Genomic DNA, 19,955 nt, shown 5'->3' on the forward strand with positions numbered 1-19,955 from the left:
AACGTCTATGAAAAAGTGGCTCGTATTATTTATATTACTCGTTGGACTTGCGGGTTGCAACCAATCGAAAGATACGCTGGATTCGTTGCGCGTTGCAGAAGTTACCCGTTCAATCTTCTATGCCCCCCTTTACGTTGCAATTGAAAAGGGTTTTTTCAAAGAAGAAGGATTAACAATTGATTTACAAACGACATGGGGAGGCGATAAAACGATGACCGCCCTTTTATCGGACGGAGCCGATATCGCCCTTGTCGGTTCGGAAACATCAATTTACGTATATGCTCAAGGCGCCGATGATCCGGTCATTAATTTTGCCCAATTAACTCAAACAGACGGTACATTTTTAGTTTCTAGAACCCAAATGGAAGAATTTACTTGGGAAAAATTAAAGGGAACGACCTTTTTAGGACAAAGAAAAGGGGGTATGCCCCAAATGGTCGGCGAATTCGTGTTGAAAAAAAATGGAATCGATCCCCATAACGATTTAAAGATGATTCAAAATGTCGATTTTGCTAACATCCCGAACGCCTTTGCCTCAGGAACTGGAGAATTTGTCCAATTATTCGAACCACAAGCCAGTATGTTTGAACAACAGGGTATCGGTTATATTGTAGCGTCCTTTGGAATAGAAAGCGGACATATCCCCTATACAACTTTTATGGCAAAGGAAAGTACCATCAATGAACGGGAACAAGCGATTGAAAAATTTACTCGGGCTATTTATAAAGGCCAACAGTGGGTATATGAAAGGGATGCGTCGGAAATAGCAAAAGTCATTCAGCCCTTTTTTGAAGAAACGGAACTGAAATTGATTGAAGTAGTGATCGAACGATATAAAAACCAAAAATCCTTTGCTGAAGATCCGATTTTGGACGAACAGGAATGGGAAAATTTACAAAATATTATGGATGAAGCGGGAGAACTTCCTGAACGAGTCGATTACGAAAAGATTGTAAATACAAATTTTGCTAAAAAAGTTTCAGAGTAATTTGAATTGCATTGAATGTACGACCTATATATATTATCCATTCATTGACAAAGGGAGGCATTTTATGGACGTTTTACAAATTCAAAACATCTCCCACGTATATTTCTCCCAAAAAACGACGACGACCGCTCTCCTTGATGTCAGTCTTTCTGCAAAAAAGGGAGAATTCATTTCTATCATCGGTCCAAGCGGTTGTGGCAAAACGACTCTTTTGTCTATTATGGCCGGACTCATTTCCCCGACAAAAGGAGACGTGTTTATCGATGGGGAACCCGTCCAGTTTGGTAATCGAAAAACGGGATATATGTTACAACAGGATTATTTATTTCCGTGGAAGACGATTGAAGAAAACGCTTTGCTTGGCCTTAAATTGTCGAACAAACTAAATGAAGAAAATAAAATGAAAACCATTGTCTTATTAAACAAAATGGGGTTGACAAATGTAGAAAAAATGTATCCTAAGCAACTATCCGGTGGGATGAGGCAAAGAGTCTCCCTCGTTCGTACACTAGCAACAGACCCGAAATTACTGCTTCTAGACGAACCCTTTTCCGCCCTCGATTTTCAAACGAAACTGAAACTGGAAGAGCTCGTGTTTAATACGTTGAAACAATTCCAAAAAACCGCTGTTCTCGTCACCCATGATATTGGGGAAGCAATTGCCATGAGCGACCGGATTTACTTATTATCTAACGGTCCCGGAACCATTCATGAAATTTTTGACGTTCCAGAAAAAATTCGTAACCGATCACCGTTAGAAGCAAGGAGTCAACCAGAATATAATGTACTTTTCCAAAGGATATGGAAGGAGTTGGAAAGCCTTGCCAACAAAGATGAATATTAAGCTCCTTCATGATGAATACAAAAAAGCTTTAATAAGAAAAAGACGCCAAGTCCTTTTTTTCCAAATGCTTATTTTTCTTTTATTTTTCGCCCTTTGGGAATTATCTAGCAGACTTAAATGGATCGACCCGCTCATTTTTAGTTCCCCATCTAAAATATGGGATTTGTTCCTATCGTTTATGACAGACGGATCCCTACCGAGTCATATAAGCACGACTTTATTCGAAACCATTCTCGGTTTTCTTATTGGAACAGGAGCAGGGGTCATTTTCGCAGCCATTTTGTGGTGGTCACCTTTTTTATCAAAGGTGTTAGATCCATATCTCGTCATTTTTAACGCGATGCCTAAGGTAGCTCTAGGACCGATTTTCATCGTTATTTTAGGCCCAAATATGACATCCATCATTACTATGGGCGCAATCATCGCCGTCATCATTACAACGATTGTCGTATATTCATCCTTTCGAAACGTGGATCCAAATTATGTAAAAGTACTTCAAACTTTTGGGGCCACAAGATTTCAATGTTTTTGGGAAGCTATTTTACCTTCTTCCTTTCCAACGATTATTTCTTCATTGAAGGTCAATGTCGGCCTCGCATGGGTAGGTGTAATCGTCGGAGAATTTTTAGTTTCCAAACAAGGACTCGGATACTTGATTATTTACGGATTCCAAGTATTTAATTTCACTTTAGTCCTATTATCCTTATTAATTATCGCTCTTTTTGCTACGTTGATGTATAAAGGAGTCGAATGGTTGGAAAAAAAATTAATCAAATCAAACGAATAACCGAGACAGTCGTAGGAAACGGATGGACACCCATTGAACAATTTACCATCCGTTTATATCAAATGTTCTCTTCTTAGATAATCCAGACAATATTGCAATACGGAATCTTTCATAATAAAACTATATTCTTCCCCAATATTTTCCGGAAGAAACTCACTTTTTATTAAAGAAGGGCCATCCGTTTCCAAATAATCTTCTTTTTTTTCAATGGCTGATAATTCGGCAAAATAGACGTTTTTTATAATGGGACAGTCCCCCTCGCCCACTTCGTACTGGGCGATGGGCACAAGGGACTTCACAACTCCACCAATTTCTTCATATACTTCCCGAACGGCTGCCTCTTCCAACGTTTCTCCTGTTTCAACTTTGCCTCCGGGAAATTCCAACCCTCGCTTTTTATGTTTCGTCAAAACAAAAAAATCCCGAAATTTGCAAATAACAAATACATGTCGGGCATCTTTACGAAATTCTTTTTTCGAAAATGTTAAACGAACCACATTTCCATAAAAATCTTGAAAAATATACATTTGGATCATTCGTCCTTTCATTTTAAATCCTTCAATCAAAATACCGGTTGAATATAGGCGTCCAAAATAGATATCATTTTTCCCTCTACATTTTACTACTATTTTCCCAAACAATCACAATTCAGAAACGAATTTAAAATAAACACTTACTTCTGTTATTTATTATGTAAATTTTTTTAAATTCTGAAACCTGTTCGCTATATAAACGTATATATAAACAGCAAAATTATTAAAAGGAGTTGATTAAACTGAAAAAAATTGCTCATATTCTTTTCGCCTCCATATTGTTATTTTCTTTAGCAGGATGTAACCAAATAGCTGAAAAAGTAGGGACGAAGGAAGAAACAAGTGTGAAGGAAAAAGAAGAGGGGGAGAGTTTGCTAGACGTTTTTCAAAAATCAATGGATGCGGTATCCTCATTGGATAGCTACTCTATCTATATGGAATCGGAGCAGGAAGTAATTGAAAACTCTACTTCTGAACCGATTCATATGAATATGACATTAGAAATGGACGTAACGACCAATCCGGAAGCAGTACATCAGAAACTTTCCATGTTTGTTCCAGATTTTGAGGATGCTTACGAGATGGAAATCTATTATACGGATCAAGGGTATTTCATGTACGAACCTTTCTCGAACACATGGATGAAAATGCCCGAAGATATGTTCCTAAAAGCTGATCATATCCCACAAGCCAAAACCGACCCTTACATGCAAATCGAACAATTAAAAAAATATATTGACGACTTTTCTTTTAAAGTAAATGACTCTGACTACATCATTTCTTTAAATGTGTCTGGAGACTCCTTTCTTGATTTCGTAAAAGAAGAAACTATTGATTTCCTGAAAGGAGAAGGGGAAAAGGAAATTGAGGAACTAATGGGTTCAGTAAGTCTTAATCAATTAGATTACAAAATTCACATTGATAAAGAAACTTATTTGCTGAAACAAATTGAAATGGTCATGCAATTACAAGTTGATGAAGAAGGAGAAGAAATAAGCTTCTTTCAGAAATCCGTTTTCACATACAAAAATTTCAATACAATCGACAAAATCATCGTTCCTGAGGATATTGTAAATAGCGCGAAAGAAAATGATTTTTAACCAGTAGGGGGTTTTTTCACGATGGGCAAACGTCTGGCCCATTTTTTTATGTTTGCACCGCCGAAAATCATTCCTACCAAATCACCCCACTTCTTGACATTTTATTTCCCACAAAAAAAGTTTTTCAGTTGTTTTCCAAATCGGTTTTCATTAAAATATAATCTATGTTACCGCATCCAATGTTTGAAACATAAGTAGGGGGAAATTTTTATGAAATTTGTGGATGATTTATATGAATATTACAAAGAGAGCTTAACCACCGATGATGATGAGGAGGATATCGATTTATTAGTCGGTTCCATTCTTCAAGAATTATCCCGGGAAGATTTGCTTCATTTATTATCTGAGTTAAGTTACGATGAGTTGTATAAATTAACCGGTACATATATTGCGAACGCTTTACGGAAAAAACGGATGAGAGATTGGACGGCGAACAAACAACATTTTTACCATTAATCGTGAAAAAAGCACAAAAAGCACCCGTTGTCAGTTCAAGCACAAACGGGTGCCAAATTTTCAATCATAATAATTTCTATGTGAATGATTATTTTTATCCACAATAGGTCCGAAGCATCCATATATGTTTTTGCAAGCTGGCACTAATTCCGACTAACAAATCATTTGTCACTTCGTCGCCTTCGTTTTGGGCTAATTCCATCGTCTTTTGAAGCAGTTGGTCAATGGATTGAAAATCATCAATCACTTCTTGAACCATTTCAACATCCGAACCAATTCGCTTCGTCTCTTTTACCGTTGCAAGTTCCAAACATTCCTTTAGTGTGGATATAGGATTTTCTCCTAAAGTTAACAAGCGTTCAGCTACCTCATCCATATATCCGGTTACTTCATTATACAAGTCTTCAAATTTTTCATGTAAACTAAAGAAATGTGGTCCTTTTACGAACCAATGAAAATGATGCAATTTCATATACATAACAGAAAAATTCGCCGTCAACACATTTAAATTTTGTTTCAATTCCACATTCATCATATGACCTCCTAAACGTTTTTTCTTTTAATCAGATCTTTTACTAATATTTTCTAAACATGATACAATTATGTACAAGGAAATGAGCCTTCTTTACGATTTGCGCCTCCTTTCCTTATATTTTATCATAAAAAAAGGAAAAACATGGATACCCAAGTGAGAGGCTATTGAACAATGTTTGAACAAATTATATCAAAAGAAAGAAGATTTAAATATGAAGAGGATTTTATTATGGATCATTGGATTTTATCAAAAGGTGATTTCACCGATTAAACCACCTACTTGCCGTTTTTATCCGACTTGTTCCCATTACGGATATGAGTCTATTCAACGTTTCGGAGCAATCAAAGGCGGTTGGTTAGCCATCAAGCGCATTTTACGATGTCATCCATTCCATCCAGGAGGAATCGACCCTGTACCGAAGGAATGGCCAGGATGGAAAAAGAAAAAAGGTGATTAAGATATAAACCTTGTTTTGAAAGCTTCTTTTTTGGAAGCTTTTTTTTCTTGACAAAAAAATGAATATCATGTATCATTCGGAATGGTTCTAAATCGGAATGAATACGATTTATAAAAATATTGTTTAAGGAGGAAACAATGAAAAAACAAGTTCTTTTTCTATTTAGTTTGATCCTTATGATTGCACCTTTTTTAAGTGGGTGTACAGAATCAGAAAAGCAGAGCAGTGAGTCGGGGGATGAATTTGTCATCTATACGACTGTTTACCCGTTACAATATTTCGCTCAGCAAATTGGTGATGAATACGTACGGGTGGAAACGATCTATCCCCCTGGTGTTGATGAACACACTTATGAGCCTTCGCAAAAAGATATTATTGACATGGCAGAAGGAGATATGTTTCTTTATATCGGATATGACTTGGAGGGATTTGCAGAAAAGGCAAAACCGATCCTTGAAGATGAAGGTGTGAAAACCGTCGCTGTTGGGGAAGCGATTCAACTGGAGGAACAACCTCAAACGGACGGAACTGAAGAACATGAAGATGAACATGCACATGAAGACGAACATGGTGATGGGCATCATCACATCATTGATCCGCACCTTTGGGTCGACCCTGTATATTCAAAAGAAATGGCAAAAGTTATTTTAGACCAATTAGTTGAAGAAATGCCTGATAAAGAAGAAGTTTTCACGAAAAACTATGAACAACTTGCTGAAAAATTAGATCAATTAAACGACCAACTTACTCAATTGGCAACCGAAGCGAAAGTAAAAGAGTTTATCGTCTCCCATGCTGCATACGGTTATTGGGAAAAACGATACGGACTCAAACAATTAAGTATCGCTGGAATATCAAGTGCACAAGAACCTTCCCAAAAACAACTTGAAGAAATCATCGATCTCGTTCATGACTATAATTTGGAATATATTTTAGTGGAACAAAACATCAGTAACAAACTCGTGGATGTTGTAAAGAGGGAAGCAGGGGTTGAAGCATTATCCATTCATAATTTATCCGTTTTAACTGAAAATGATATTGAAGAAAACCGGGATTATTTTTCAATTATGGAAGATAATATTGAAACATTAAAACAGGCGTTAAAAGCTGAATAAAATTGTTAAGGGGGCGGAATACAAAAATCCACCCCCTTTTTACTTATCCATTATTCATTTTCCACCCATTTTCGGAGAAGACGTTTCAAGACTTTATTCGAAGCATTTTTTGGCAATTCATTTAATTGGATCCAACGTTTTGGAACTTTATATTTCGCTAAATGCTCACGACATAAGCGAATCAATTCTCCTTCATCTACGTTCTTTCCTTCTTTAACTACATAAAAGGCCATTGGTATTTGTCCCCATTGTGCATCAAACACACCAACGACGGCAGCTTCCTTCACATGCGGATGGGAAAGAATAATTTGTTCAATTTCTGCAGGATATATATTTTCTCCACCAGATATAATTAAATCCGTCCTCCGATCGACAATATATAGATAACCTTCTTCATCCATATATCCCATATCACCCGTTTTCAACCATCCGTCTACGGTAAAACTTTCTCGATTTGCATCTTCCCTTTTCCAATATCCCCTCGTCACGTTCGGACCTTTAACATAAATTTCGCCGATTTCTGTCGGTTTTGCTTGCACCCCTTCCTTTACAATTTGTAATTGTGAAAAGAAGAGCGGTTTACCGGCTGAACCTAGTTTTGAAAGACTATCTTCCGGAGAAAGAGTAGCGATTTGGGATGCCGTTTCTGTCATTCCGTACGTTTGAAATACGGGAATCTCCTTTTCTTTACAAGTTTCTAAAAGGGATAAGGGGACTCCTCCTCCCCCTAAAAGCATGCAACGAAAATTCGGATGATACGATCGATTGCCAAGTTGTTGAAGCATCCTTTGTGCCATGGCAGTAACAACGGAAATAATGGTTGCTTTTCCAGATATTAACGTTTCGTTGATCGCTTCTTCATCAAATTTTTCAAACAAAATAACCGGAATCCCATAAAGGACACTGCGAATTAAAATCGAATAACCACTAATATGAAACAAGGGAACGGCACAAAGCCATGCATCCCCTTCATGCAAACCAAGATTGATTACGGAACCGATGGCACTCCACCAATGGTTCCCATACGTTTGCATTACCCCTTTTGGGTGACCAGTAGTCCCGGATGTATACATAATTGTACAAAGATCATCCATTGTAAATTGTTCAGTCAATGGGAAGCTCTTTTCTTTTTCTTGCCGAAGTTGTTCAATCGAAATAATCGGATGATCCCATTGATTTTTTAGCCCGTTATGTTGTTCGATTAGCTTTTCATTACTAATTAAAAATATGGCTTCGCTGTCGTTTAATTGATAAAGTAATTCTTCGTCCTGTAGACGGATATTTAAAAGTACGGTTTCACAACCGAGAAGCTGGAGTCCGTGAAGGAGAACGATCGTTTCAGGATGATTATTCAACAATACCCCGATCCGATCTCCTATTTGTACACCGACATGATGGAGTTTTTCCGCAACTGTTTTTGCCTCATCGAATAATTGTTGGAATGTCATCGTGTAATTGTGAAAAAAGATTGCCGGGCGGTTTGGCGTTAAATATGCCCGCTTGATAAGCCAATTTGGAATAATATTCGATTGAACCATCAGTACCATAACTTCCTTTCAAAAAAAGCAGCTTAACGTACGATTAAGCTGCTTTTTTATAATATACATTACGGAAAACGTGGGAATTGATTAAAGTTCGGTTTCCGTTTTTCTTTAAAGGCATCTCGCCCTTCCTTTGCTTCATCTGTTGTATAGTAAAGGAGGGTGGCATCTCCAGCCAGTTGTTGAATTCCAGCTAATCCGTCTGAATCTGCATTGAAGGCTGCTTTTAAGAAACGAATTGCCGTCGGACTTTTTTCCAAAATCTCTTCGCACCATTTTACCGTTTCATCTTCCAGCTGTTCTAAAGGAACAACTTTATTGACAAGGCCCATTTCCAGTGCTTCCTGGGCATTGTATTGCCTACATAAATACCAAATCTCACGGGCTTTTTTATGCCCGACAATTCTCGCCAAATATCCCGCTCCATAGCCACCGTCAAAACTACCGACTTTCGGTCCCGTTTGTCCAAAGATTGCGTTGTCTGCTGCAATCGTTAGATCACAAACGATATGTAACACATGTCCCCCACCGATGGCATATCCGGCAACCATCGCAATCACTGGTTTTGGAATCACTCGGATCAAACGTTGTAAATCTAAAACATTTAAGCGAGGAATTTGATCGTCTCCCACATATCCTCCATGGCCACGAACCTTTTGATCTCCACCGGAACAGAATGCTTTATCTCCAGCTCCTGTTAAAATGATGACTCCAATTTTTGAATCATCGCGAGCATAACTAAAGGCATCGATTAATTCCATCACCGTTTTCGGTCGAAATGCGTTCCTCACTTCTGGTCGATTGATGGTAATTTTTGCAATCCCGTTATACGTTTCGTATAGAATATCTTCATATTCGCGTTCACGAATCCATTCTCTTTTCAATGTATACCCTCCTTATTCATAAAAAAATCCATAACTATTTTACCAAATATTTCACTCTTCTCCACGTGAATTGCATGCCCAGCATTTTCAATTTCTACATATTGGGCATTTGGTAAGGCACTTTCCATCCTTTTCCCAATCCGACAAAATTTCGAATCCTTTTCACCGACGATCAGTTGCACTGGAATTTGAATCTTATTCAACTGGTGCCACCAGGAAGGTTGGGTACCAGTGCCCATCCCCCTTAAACTATTCGCAAGCCCTCGAGGATTTTGTCCCATTCGTTCTTTCCTTATTTTTTGACGAAGGTGATATGGAAGCGTTTTTTGTGTTTGAAAAAGGGGAATATTTTCCCAATAATGGACAAAATATTCAACTCCCTTTTCTTCAATCAACTTTGCTAATTTTTCATCTGAGAAAACCCGTTCTTCCCGCTCAAGTTTTCCTTCCAAACCAGGGGAGCTACTTTCAAATACCAGTTTTTTGACTCTATTGGGATACAGACAAGTAAAAGATAATGCGACCCTCCCCCCCATGGAATAACCGAGAAGATAGACGTTCTCAATTCCTAGACGATCCAAAAATACATTCAAATCAAAACAGGTCGATTCCATCCGATATCGACTTACATCATCGGGACTATCTGTTTGACCATGTCCTGGCAGATCAATGATAATAACCTGAAACTTTTCTTTCCACATTTTTATAAAAGGTCGCCACGTTTCCATGCTTCCTGTAAAACCATGAAGCAATAGCAACGGTTGTCCAGTCCCTGAAATTTCAAATGCATAGGTCATACCGTTTATATCCATCTTCATAACCATCGCTAAACTTCCTTCATTTCTTAAAACTGTATAATCTCCAGTTTTTATTTTCCCAATTCAATCCAGTTTTCTATTTCCCGGGAAATCATTTCCTGCATTTTTCGTCGGAGTTCTGCATTCTTTTTTCGATTTGTAAATACTTCAATCACCGTTAACCCCTCGTTTTTTTTCGCCCTTTCCATCGCCTCTAAAAAGTCAGACCACGATTCCACCTTTTCATATTCCCCATCATATAAGCGCACCCCATATTCAAAGGTCAAGTGTATGGGCGTTCCAAAAAGTGATTCAAAATGAGCCGGTTCTTTCGCTTGGGGAAGCATGGAAAAAATTCCTCCCCCATTATTGTTTAAAAGAATAATAGTTAATTTTAAACCGTATAATTTTGCCAATAACAATCCGTTTAAATCATGATAGAAACTTAAATCACCTATTAATAAGTACGGATGTTTTGCTGATAAACTCACTCCAAGGGCTGTAGAAACGATGCCATCGATTCCATTTAGCCCTCGATTTCCTAAGAGTTCTATCGATTGATCCGTTCGATGAAAATACATATCCACATCTCGAATCGGCATACTATTTCCAACCATTAAAGACGCTTGATCAGGCAACAACTGGTTTAAATAAAAAGCTATTTTCCCTTCACTTAAATCTTCAATCGTAATAGAGGCTAGTTGTTTTTTTACTCTGTTATTGATTTCAATCCAAAAACGTTGCCAATCCGTCTTTCTTTTCGATCCATTTGAATGGTGTTTCAACAACATAAGGCAAAAGGATGCTTCATCACAATAAATCATTTGTGTCGCACTGCCAGCAGGATCTCGCCACCCTTGTCCTCCATCGATGACATATTGGGGAACATCTCGGTGATCTTGTAAATAAAAAAGTAACGATTTTGAAACGGGCATCGCGCCAAAACGGATGATTACTTCTGGCTTCAAAAGCTGACGGGCATGATCCACCCGTAAAAAAGCATCATATGTATCGATAATTTCTTCCTTTTCCCGTGTACCGCTCCTTAAATTCGATAAAGGATCGGCGAGAATAGGATAACCGTAAACTTCTGCTACACGGATGATTGCTTTACGAAACTTTTCATCTGATAATTCCATCGGTCCACAAACAATTACCCCTTTTTCAGGCATTTCCTTTGCAAACATTTGAAAATGTTCATCCCCACAAATTTTTTCGCCAACGGACAGTTGCACACGTTTCTTTAAACCAGCTGAGTATTTCATCGGATCTTTTAAATCGGGGATCAATGGCTCACGCAACGGAAAATTGATATGCACCGGTCCAAAGGGTCTCGTTTTTGCAGTGTATATCGCCCGAGAGCAAATTTCCCTTGCATATCGAGCCATCTCTTCTGAACCTTCAGGAAGGGGCATATCCACAAACCATTTCACATGTTTCCCGTATAAATTTACTTGATCCATCGTCTGTGGTGCACCTACATCCCTCAATTCATGGGGACGATCAGCAGTAATAGCTAAAAGGGGTACTCGGGAATAATACGCTTCAGCAATGGCCGGGAAATAGTTTGCCGCTGCCGTTCCTGATGTACAAAGAATAGCGACTGGCTCATTCGTCGATTTCGCAATACCGAGAGCAAAAAAAGCAGCTGAACGTTCATCGATGTGAACGATCGTCTCCAAATGGGGATGTTCTTTAACGAGCATCGCAATTGGCGTCGATCTTGAACCAGGGCTAACAACAACCTTTTTAATACCTGATTTAGAAAGTTCATCCACAAATGCCCCGATAAAATTTGTTAAATCACTTTGGTGACTCAACATCAATTCCCCCTAACGCCCTTAACATTGGACGGAATTTAATATTCGTTTCTTCATATTCCTTTAATGGATCGGAATCCTTTACAATTCCACATCCAGCAAATATGGAAGCCTCTGTCCCTTTCAGTAGTCCGGAACGGATCGCTACGACAAATTCTCCATTTGATTCATGGTCAACCCAACCGATCGGTGATGCATATAATCCCCGCTCAAATAATTCTAATTCCTGAATAAGGGATATCGCTTTCCCTAAAGGAACACCCCCCATCGCAGGAGTCGGATGCAATTTCTCAACAATTTCAAAAATCGATGTATTTTCCTTTGAAAGAACGCCTTCCACTGGTGTATATAAATGAAGGATATCCCGATTTTCCATAATTTCCGGTTGATTCAGCTTTTTTACATGATCACAATATTGCTGGAAAACTGAGTTGATCATTTCAACAACAAATGCATGTTCTCCTAAATTTTTCTTATCTTGTAACAAATCTCTCTTCATTTCTTCCTTTTCTTGAAACGTTTTTCCAGTTGGAGCTGATCCTGCTACACAAGCAGAAAAAATTCGATTTCCTTCCTTTCGTACGAGTCGTTCTGGTGTTGCACCCAAAAAATGATCTCCATTGTGGGATATGGAGAAAATATAATTATTATTTTGCTGTTTTATCAGTTGATTTAACACATACAAAAAAGGACGTTCCTTTTGGAAAGTTAAACGCAATTCCCTTGCCAATACGACTTTTTTTATATAATTTTCTTTCAATAGCTGTACTGCCTTCCCGACATTTTCAATCCATTTTTCATCGTTTTCATTTTTTATTATCGGTTGATCAAAGGTAAGAGGCGTCAATTTTTCCTCGTTATGAAAAAATAATTGATCCCTTTCTTTTCTTAATCTAGTGATCTGACAAGGCTTGTCCGGAAAACAAAACACATTTGTCGTTAAATATGTACCTTTATCATTTTTTGTAACCAAAAATTTAGGCAAATAAAACAAACCACTTTTAAAATTCTCCCATAAAGAATTCTCTACTTTCATATTCGGCAAGAAGGAAAAACTACCAAAAAGTAATGGCCCCGTCCCTTTTACATTGGTAGGATTATCTATTACCGCTTGATCAAGTATTTCACTCCACTGATTTTGAACATGTTCAAATCGATTTGGATGAGGATTTACACGAATGATTTTTTCCGAACCGACACCCGCTAGTTGAAAATTTCCACTGGAATTTTCCCAATAAAAAGTTTCTTTAGCAACTGATTCAATATTTTTTCTTAAAAATAATAATGGATCTATATTTTGAATTTTTTCCACAACACTTACTAGAATAGCCCGATTAAATTCTTTTGCTTTTTTTCGTCCCTCTTGAATGGTGTGTTGAAAATCGTCGAAAGAGTCCACATCCATCATACATATCACTCCAAAAAAAATATAAATTTTCTACAAAAAACAATATCAATGTTCATTATAACATGAAAATTACTGAATCTGTCAGTTGAACACCTTTGAACTTTGTAAACAATTTCATTATGCAAAAAAGAATTATTTAGTAAGTAATGGAAACTTAATCGACTTCTAGTTGATGTAAGTATAAAACCTTCTACTGATTTAAAAAAAAGGACTGGGTATTCCTAGTTATAACTTTATAATGAATTAACTGTCCTACCTATATTTAACAATACCGAATATCAACAGAATCAATTCGCATAAGACAACCATTTACCCTTTGGTAGATCGGATTCGAACCTTTTGTAATTTAATTTAAATGGAGGGGGAGTTGAAAATATCTAGTGCCTGAAAAAGATTCGTGTCCGTTCTTTAAACATCCTGATATTTTTTATTTGTTCCTATACTAAACCAATTCATGTTCCTTCCAATTTAGACCAAATTAATACGAGCTTATATAGATTTATAATCGAATGAAATAAACCAATTTTTAACACTGGCGGTCAGTCATTTATGAAAAATTTGACACCCTTTCTTTCCTTTCATAAACTTAAAATAAAGAGCGTAGATTAAAAAAACATGAGGAGAGACTTGTATGCATTTCCAAGCAGAACGGAAAGAAATTATACAAAAAAGAAAAAAAGACTGGCGTGTTTGGTGGAAAATGACAAGACCTCACACTTTAACAGCATCCTTTGTACCTGTCACCCTCGGTACCGTTATGGCTTTGGAAATTACCGATATCCATTTCCTACTATTTTTTGCTATGTTAGTGGCCAGTCTTTTAATTCAAGCAGCAACGAATATGTTTAACGAATATTACGATTTCAAAAAAGGACTTGATACGGAAGAGTCGGTAGGAATTGGAGGAACCATTGTAAGAGACGGGGTTCATCCGAAAGTCGTGAAAAATTTAGCTTGGACATTTGTGGGGATTTCGGTATTACTTGGAATTTACATCTGTGCTTCTAGCAGTTGGTGGATTGCTTTAATCGGTACGATCTCCATTCTTGTTGGCTATTTATATACCGGTGGACCCATGCCGATCGCTTACACTCCCTTTGGAGAACTAATGTCTGGACTATTTATGGGAATTAATATTATTTTGATTTCTTATTTTATCCAGGCAGGAACAATTACTACATCTAGTATTCTCGTCTCTATTCCCGTTACGATTTTAATCGGTGCCATTAATTTGTCTAATAATATTCGGGATTTGGATGGAGACAAAAAAAGCGGAAGAAAAACCCTTGCTATTTTAGTAGGAAGGAAAAGGGCCATAAATATATTAGCCTTTTTGTTCGCCATCTCTTATTTATGGATTATCTTTCTCATTATTTTCCAAGGATTCACCCCATGGTTACTGCTTGTTTTATTAAGCATACCTAAGCCTATAACTGCGGTGAAAGGGTTTATTGGGAAAACGATTCCTGCTGAGATGATGCCCGCAATGAAGGCTACCGCCCAAACGAATACATTTTTCGGGCTATTGCTCTCCATCGGCTTTATTTTCTCCTACTACTTTTAAAATAATAATTGAGATCCAAATGAGGGAATATCTATGAATGAAGACATAAATCAAATGATAGCTTCCATCCATCCAGAACGTTTAAATACGTATTGGCCTGGTTTTCATCCGGGTCCTTATGCAATTTATAACGATCGAAATGTTTATATCATGAACCATCCCCATTACAAACATCGCGGGAACCTTTTTCGAAGAATAAAAAGAACCGATGATTTTAAAGCAGACACGCTTATACTTTTTGATGGTCAGCCAACCGCAATCGTATCGATCGACCGATATCAAGACGTTGATCAACTTTATGCCATTCTCATCCATGAGTTATTCCATGGATTCCAATATGTACAAGGAGAAAAACGATTTCCTGATGAACTGCTAGGGGCCACCTATCCGATTTCGTTGGAAAACATCCAATTGCGTAATGAGGAAAGAATGCATTTATTCCATGCTTTAATGGAGCGATCGAGAAAACAAAAATTAAGACATATTAGGGATTTCATATCCAAAAGAGAACGAAGAAAACAATTGATGAACAACCATCTTCATTACGAAAACTTGATTGAAACTATAGAAGGTCCTGCGAGATATGTAGAAGCAAAGGCATATGGGGATCGATGTGGGCTTCCATTAAAAAAAGTCGCTGAAGAATTCGGGGCTGATTTATTAGATGGAATTGAATCGTCCATAAATATACGAAAAAGTTGCTATAGCTCTGGATTGTTTTTATGCCTACTTTTAGATCAACTGGAAATAAACTGGCATAAGGATTTTATGGACGCCGATTTGAGCCTTTATGATTTTTTCAAACAGAAGACAAATAATCATCCAATATCTATTATCCACATTTCCGTGAATAAAGAAACGAAACAAATTGCATCAAATATACGGAATAAGAAAACAGAAGAATTTCGTTCCTTTTACAACCAATCCGGTTTTCAATTAACAATCCGTGCTTCGATGAAAATCTCTAAATTAGATCCGATGAATATTGTCAGTCTCGATCAACGATTATTACATAAAAACTTTGTCAAAATAAAAATCAAAGAAACTACTGTTCTCTTTCAAAAACCTGTTGTAACCCATTTTCAAGAAAATCCTTGGAGCTGCAATGAAGTACAAATAATGCTAGAAGAAAAACCTAAAATCCAAAACGGATTTTTACATCTATACTCCCATCGAATAAAAGGAACTTTGGAAGAAAAAGACGGTATGTTAATTTTTCATCCAGATGCGCCATAACTAAAAAGCGTTCAAATCTTCGGGATAGATTCAAGAAATATTTGATTCTATCCCTTTTTTAGTCCTGTAAATGGAAGCATATTCTAAACATTCCCCGGTATAATCGTTAGAACCGATTCAATAACTATGTTTAAGAACTAAGAACTTTAAGCTCTTAAAGAAGGTATTGTCAAAGAAACAAAACCAGGTCTCCAAATATATGAATACCGCCATCAGCACAATGAAGAAATACATATCTTATATAGAAAACACGTTTAAATATAAATACAACAACGGGGTTTTGGAAGGGATTAATAATAAGATTAAGACGATTAAACTGTTTATGGCATTATAAAAATGTAGGTTTTGGCACTCCTTTTATGTAGGTTCTCCTTGAAGGGAGACAAAAAAATAGCCACTTGCGAACATCCCTTAAATTCATTACACTTCCTGTTGGATGAACTAGTAAAACAGGAGGTAAGATAAGGAGATGTTACAAGTGACCGATATACAGTATATCAGACAAGAAGTAAATAGAAAAGGGTGCAGTTATTCTGATGTCGCAAGGCGAACCAATGTAGATTACCGAACAGTAAAAAAATACGCTGACATGGAAGAATTTCAGCCAAATAAAAAGATAAAAAAATCACAACCGGCTCCAGTTATGGATCCTGTAAAAGACATTGTGGATCAATGGTTGAGAGAGGATTTAAAAAAGAAAAAGAAATATCGACGAACTGCCAAGCGTATTTGGCAACTGTTGGTAGAAAACGAAAATTTTAAAGGTTCTGATCGGACTGTACGCGCATATGTGGCAAAACGCAAGAAGGAATTACTTGAGGAAAGCAATGAGGCTGCATTACCACTTGAGGCGAAGCCAGGAGACGCTCAAGTTGATTTTGGGGAAGCTCCGTTTAAATATATGGGAAAAGTGGTGGATCTCCCCTTTTTGGTCATGTCCTTTCCATCTAGTAATGCTGCATATGTGCAAGTGTTTGAATCTCAAAACCAAGAATGTTTTTTGGAAGGATTGAAGCGTTTCTTCCATCATATTGGGGGTGTTCCATGTAGAATCCGTTTTGATAACTTAACACCAGCAGTAAAGAAAATACTTCCACATGGCAAACGGATTTTAACGGAAGGTTTTCAACAATTTGCCCTTCATTACGGATTTGCTTACGAGTTTTGTAACCCTGACTCCGGAAATGAGAAAGGTCATGTCGAATCAAAAGTCAAGTATATTAGGAACAATATGTTCCTTCCGGAACGGACTATATATAATCTTGAGGATTTTAATCGACAGCTATGGGAAGAATGTGAAAGGGATCATCAACGACAACATTATGAAAAAAAGATAGAAATTGCAAAATTACATGAAGAAGAAAGAGCTGCTTTCCTATGTCTTCCTGCAAAAGAATACACATGTACTCGATATGAAACAGTAAAAGCAGATAAATATGGTTTTATACAGATCGACGCCAAGAAATATTCAACATCTCCCCGATTCGCTAGTCAAACCGTATTGGTCGGGATTACATATAATCGGGTCGATATCATCGATGAAAATGGTGAAATCATTGTTCGACATGAAAGAATATATGGGGAAAAAATGAAGTCCATGAAATGGCAGCCGTATTTGGCTTTAATGGCTAAAAGACCGACGGCCTTGAAATATAGTACATTTTATGAGCAGCTTCCGCACAATTGGCAAAATTATTTGGAAACATGCACATTGGAAGAGAAAAAGAAAGCATTACAACTCCTTTCAGCGATTCTCAAAGACTATGATTTTCATAAAGCAAGCGAGGCATTAGATTTGGCAATGGCTTCTGGCCACCCTTCAATAGAAACGATCAAACATGCCTATATTCAATTGATTTCTGGACAAGGCGATCGTTTTACATTACAGATGATCCATTCGGTTCCGGAACTGCCAAATGTTGTAAGAGGCATGAGCCAATATGATACCGCCATGTTCTCAGAAAGGGGTGGCGAATATGAATGATCTCATTCAACAATATGCCAAAAGATTGAAACTGAGTTGGATTCGTGAACATTACCATGAAGTTAACGCCAGAAATCATGAAGAATATTTATTAAAACTCTTCGAACAAGAGATTGCCCAGCGTGAAAAACGGAAAATCAATTTATTACTAAAATCGGCAACATTGCCAAACAAGTATGGCAAAACGTTTGATTGGAAAGATATTGAACTCGGGCAAGGAATCACCCAAACAGATCTTCTCGATGGTAAATTTATCGAGAGAAAAGAAAATCTTATTTTCTACGGAGGAGTAGGTGTTGGTAAGACTTATCTATCTACTTTGATCGGATTAAATGTCATACGCAAGTATGGAATGAGAGTGAAGTTTTATACTGTTGCCTCTTTGGTCAATCAACTTTTAGAGGCCAATGAGAAAGGATTATTAAATAAGTTTTTTAAGCAGATTGAAAAGCTCGATTTACTGATTTTAGATGAATTAGGATATATTCCCTTACACAAGCAAGGAGCAGAATTACTTTTTCAAGTAATCAGCCTGTGTTATGAACAAAAAAGCATCATCGTTACCACCAATCTTCAGTTTGGACAATGGAATCATATTTTTGGTGATCCGATTTTAACGGAAGCAGTAGTAGATCGGCTCATTCACCATTCCCGTTTAATCTTATTTAAAGGTGAGAGTCATCGTTTAAGAGAATCAGTGTCTAATCGATACTAAAGTGGGTTTGCAGGTGGCTACAAAAAGGCTTGCCATTTTATACATTTTTCTCTTGCCAAATACACGATTAAACGGATTGCTTTTGGATATCGGTGCTTTTATCATTTTAAAAACCGTATTCTTATTACCCATAATTTAGTAACCATAAAAAAAAAGGTGTCCACTGAGTCCAAAATAGAAAATGATTGAAGTTCCATTGGCGGCGACTCCTGCGGGAAAAGCACGAGCCTCGAGACCCCGCGGAAACGTTGTGACGAGGAGGCGGGGCCGTGCCACTGGATGCGCGTCCGCCAATGGAACAAATAACTTCAAAACCTATTTTGGAAGAATGGACTACCCCTTTGCGATTACATTTTACTATGAAAAGTCACTAAATTATCCACCAACACCATTTGACAAAGAACCTTATTATAGAGCCAAAAAAAAACAGGTTTAAATCCTTTGTTGATTTAAACCTGTTTTTGGGAAATGACCCGTACGGGATTCGAACCCGTGTTACCGCCGTGAAAGGGCGGTGTCTTAACCACTTGACCAACGGGCCATGGGAAGCGGAGAAGGCGGGATTCGAACCCGCGCGCCGGTAAGACCGACCTAACGGTTTAGCAAACCGTCCTCTTCAGCCACTTGAGTACTTCTCCAATGGCTCCGCAGGCAGGATTCGAACCTGCGACCGATCGGTTAACAGCCGATAGCTCTACCACTGAGCTACTGCGGAATATATGTATTCACAAAACCAATGGGCCTGAATGGACTTGAACCATCGACCTCACGCTTATCAGGCGTGCGCTCTAACCAGCTGAGCTACAGGCCCATATATTTTATATGGAGCGGGTGATGGGAATCGAACCCACGACAACAGCTTGGAAGGCTGTGGTTTTACCACTAAACTACACCCGCACATATTATGGGCGACTAGTGGGAATCGAACCCACGAATGTCGGAGCCACAATCCGATGCGTTAACCACTTCGCCATAGCCGCCATTATTTAAATTTTGGCTTTAGTGGTGGCTCGGGACGGAATCGAACCGCCGACACAAGGATTTTCAGTCCTTTGCTCTACCGACTGAGCTACCGAGCCTAATAAAATATTTACTATCATCTTTTAAATGGCGGTCCGGACGGGACTCGAACCCGCGACCTCCTGCGTGACAGGCAGGCATTCTAACCAACTGAACTACCGGACCTTATTA

The 19,955-nt window shown here is 37.9% G+C and carries 20 protein-coding genes and 8 tRNA genes; 13 read left to right on the forward strand and 15 right to left on the reverse strand.

Annotated elements, in window-relative coordinates; all coding sequences use genetic code 11:
• The first annotated feature begins 7 nt into the window (after positions 1–7).
• The 3 genes from OE105_RS09170 to OE105_RS09180 all read left to right on the forward strand — a co-directional run bounded on the left by OE105_RS09170 (position 8) and on the right by OE105_RS09180 (position 2,619).
• Entirely contained in the window at positions 8–988 is a 981-nt protein-coding gene (locus OE105_RS09170; protein WP_275419909.1) for an ABC transporter substrate-binding protein, read from the forward strand.
• A gap of 64 nt (positions 989–1,052) precedes the next feature.
• The gene (locus OE105_RS09175) at positions 1,053–1,832 is read left to right on the forward strand and encodes an ABC transporter ATP-binding protein (RefSeq protein WP_275419910.1); all 780 of its coding nucleotides are present in this window, start codon (positions 1,053–1,055) and stop codon (positions 1,830–1,832) included.
• Positions 1,822–2,619 carry an ABC transporter permease gene (locus OE105_RS09180; RefSeq protein WP_275422149.1) on the forward strand — a complete coding sequence of 266 codons (798 nt, stop codon included), beginning with the start codon at positions 1,822–1,824 and terminating at the stop codon, positions 2,617–2,619. Before OE105_RS09175 ends, OE105_RS09180 begins: the two co-directional genes overlap by 11 nt.
• 53 nt (positions 2,620–2,672) lie before the next feature.
• Here OE105_RS09180 and ytkD read toward each other — a convergent pair whose 3' ends face one another.
• Positions 2,673–3,146: an RNA deprotection pyrophosphohydrolase gene (gene ytkD, locus OE105_RS09185; protein ID WP_275422150.1), complete on the reverse strand. Its 474-nt coding sequence runs from the start codon at positions 3,144–3,146 to the stop codon at positions 2,673–2,675.
• Between the two features lie 239 nt (positions 3,147–3,385).
• Between ytkD and OE105_RS09190 the strand changes: the two genes are divergently transcribed.
• Together OE105_RS09190 and OE105_RS09195 are read left to right on the forward strand one after the other, a co-directional pair.
• Complete coding sequence (locus OE105_RS09190; protein ID WP_275419911.1) at positions 3,386–4,252, forward strand: DUF6612 family protein; 867 nt, start codon at positions 3,386–3,388, stop codon at positions 4,250–4,252.
• 210 nt (positions 4,253–4,462) lie between these two features.
• A complete protein-coding gene (locus tag OE105_RS09195; protein WP_275419912.1) occupies positions 4,463–4,708 on the forward strand; it encodes a DUF6154 family protein in 246 nt (81 codons plus the stop codon).
• Positions 4,709–4,802: 94 nt separating this feature from the next.
• On the opposite strand, the gene OE105_RS09200 is transcribed toward OE105_RS09195, so the two are convergent.
• Positions 4,803–5,240: a Dps family protein gene (locus OE105_RS09200; protein ID WP_275419913.1), complete on the reverse strand. Its 438-nt coding sequence runs from the start codon at positions 5,238–5,240 to the stop codon at positions 4,803–4,805.
• Between the two features lie 214 nt (positions 5,241–5,454).
• Here OE105_RS09200 and yidD point away from each other — a divergent pair, with 214 nt between their 5' ends.
• Positions 5,455–5,700, forward strand: coding sequence for a membrane protein insertion efficiency factor YidD (yidD, locus tag OE105_RS09205; protein WP_275419914.1), 246 nt, complete (start codon positions 5,455–5,457; stop codon positions 5,698–5,700).
• 137 nt (positions 5,701–5,837) lie between these two features.
• A complete protein-coding gene (locus OE105_RS09210; RefSeq protein WP_275419915.1) occupies positions 5,838–6,815 on the forward strand; it encodes a metal ABC transporter solute-binding protein, Zn/Mn family in 978 nt (325 codons plus the stop codon).
• Positions 6,816–6,865: 50 nt separating this feature from the next.
• On the opposite strand, the gene OE105_RS09215 is transcribed toward OE105_RS09210, so the two are convergent.
• From OE105_RS09215 to OE105_RS09235, 5 genes are read right to left on the reverse strand one after another with little or no spacing between them, the layout of a single operon-like run.
• Positions 6,866–8,362 carry an o-succinylbenzoate--CoA ligase gene (locus OE105_RS09215; protein ID WP_420842515.1) on the reverse strand — a complete coding sequence of 499 codons (1,497 nt, stop codon included), beginning with the start codon at positions 8,360–8,362 and terminating at the stop codon, positions 6,866–6,868.
• Between the two features lie 59 nt (positions 8,363–8,421).
• Complete coding sequence (gene menB / locus OE105_RS09220) at positions 8,422–9,225, reverse strand: 1,4-dihydroxy-2-naphthoyl-CoA synthase (RefSeq protein WP_420842594.1); 804 nt, start codon at positions 9,223–9,225, stop codon at positions 8,422–8,424.
• Between the two features lie 11 nt (positions 9,226–9,236).
• A complete protein-coding gene (menH, locus tag OE105_RS09225) occupies positions 9,237–10,058 on the reverse strand; it encodes a 2-succinyl-6-hydroxy-2,4-cyclohexadiene-1-carboxylate synthase (RefSeq protein WP_275422152.1) in 822 nt (273 codons plus the stop codon).
• Positions 10,059–10,108: 50 nt separating this feature from the next.
• Positions 10,109–11,857 (reverse strand): 2-succinyl-5-enolpyruvyl-6-hydroxy-3-cyclohexene-1-carboxylic-acid synthase, encoded by a 1,749-nt coding sequence (menD, locus tag OE105_RS09230; protein ID WP_275419917.1) that lies wholly within the window; start codon positions 11,855–11,857, stop codon positions 10,109–10,111.
• Positions 11,841–13,265, reverse strand: coding sequence for an isochorismate synthase (locus OE105_RS09235; protein WP_275419918.1), 1,425 nt, complete (start codon positions 13,263–13,265; stop codon positions 11,841–11,843). Before OE105_RS09235 ends, menD begins: the two co-directional genes overlap by 17 nt.
• A gap of 631 nt (positions 13,266–13,896) precedes the next feature.
• Between OE105_RS09235 and OE105_RS09240 the strand changes: the two genes are divergently transcribed.
• The 6 genes from OE105_RS09240 to OE105_RS09260 all read left to right on the forward strand — a co-directional run bounded on the left by OE105_RS09240 (position 13,897) and on the right by OE105_RS09260 (position 18,903).
• Entirely contained in the window at positions 13,897–14,829 is a 933-nt protein-coding gene (locus tag OE105_RS09240) for a 1,4-dihydroxy-2-naphthoate polyprenyltransferase (RefSeq protein ID WP_275419919.1), read from the forward strand.
• A gap of 33 nt (positions 14,830–14,862) precedes the next feature.
• Positions 14,863–16,065 carry a hypothetical protein gene (locus OE105_RS09245; RefSeq protein WP_275419920.1) on the forward strand — a complete coding sequence of 401 codons (1,203 nt, stop codon included), beginning with the start codon at positions 14,863–14,865 and terminating at the stop codon, positions 16,063–16,065.
• Between the two features lie 199 nt (positions 16,066–16,264).
• Positions 16,265–16,399, forward strand: a complete 135-nt coding sequence (locus OE105_RS13945) for a transposase (protein ID WP_420842595.1) — start codon at positions 16,265–16,267, stop codon at positions 16,397–16,399.
• A gap of 135 nt (positions 16,400–16,534) precedes the next feature.
• Complete coding sequence (gene istA, locus OE105_RS09250; protein ID WP_275419921.1) at positions 16,535–18,049, forward strand: IS21 family transposase; 1,515 nt, start codon at positions 16,535–16,537, stop codon at positions 18,047–18,049.
• A complete protein-coding gene (gene istB / locus OE105_RS09255) occupies positions 18,042–18,764 on the forward strand; it encodes an IS21-like element helper ATPase IstB (protein WP_275416613.1) in 723 nt (240 codons plus the stop codon). The genes istA and istB overlap by 8 nt, the downstream gene beginning before the upstream one ends.
• Positions 18,765–18,777: 13 nt before the next feature.
• Positions 18,778–18,903 carry a hypothetical protein gene (locus OE105_RS09260; protein WP_275419922.1) on the forward strand — a complete coding sequence of 42 codons (126 nt, stop codon included), beginning with the start codon at positions 18,778–18,780 and terminating at the stop codon, positions 18,901–18,903.
• A gap of 330 nt (positions 18,904–19,233) precedes the next feature.
• Here OE105_RS09260 and OE105_RS09265 read toward each other — a convergent pair.
• From OE105_RS09265 to OE105_RS09300, 8 genes are all read right to left on the reverse strand, one after another.
• Positions 19,234–19,305: transfer RNA gene (locus OE105_RS09265), tRNA-Glu, on the reverse strand.
• Positions 19,306–19,313: 8 nt separating this feature from the next.
• Positions 19,314–19,402 (reverse strand) — tRNA-Ser (locus OE105_RS09270).
• A 2-nt stretch (positions 19,403–19,404) separates the two neighbouring features.
• Positions 19,405–19,479, reverse strand: a tRNA-Asn gene (locus tag OE105_RS09275).
• A 22-nt stretch (positions 19,480–19,501) separates the two neighbouring features.
• Positions 19,502–19,575, reverse strand: a tRNA-Ile gene (locus OE105_RS09280).
• 12 nt (positions 19,576–19,587) lie between these two features.
• Positions 19,588–19,661, reverse strand: a tRNA-Gly gene (locus OE105_RS09285).
• Between the two features lie 10 nt (positions 19,662–19,671).
• Positions 19,672–19,744, reverse strand: a tRNA-His gene (locus tag OE105_RS09290).
• 23 nt (positions 19,745–19,767) lie between these two features.
• Positions 19,768–19,843, reverse strand: a tRNA-Phe gene (locus OE105_RS09295).
• Between the two features lie 29 nt (positions 19,844–19,872).
• Positions 19,873–19,949 (reverse strand) — tRNA-Asp (locus tag OE105_RS09300).
• Between the last annotated feature and the right edge of the window lie 6 nt (positions 19,950–19,955).

Source organism: Fervidibacillus halotolerans (assembly GCF_026547205.1).
GTDB lineage: Bacteria > Bacillota > Bacilli > Bacillales > Caldibacillaceae > Fervidibacillus > Fervidibacillus halotolerans.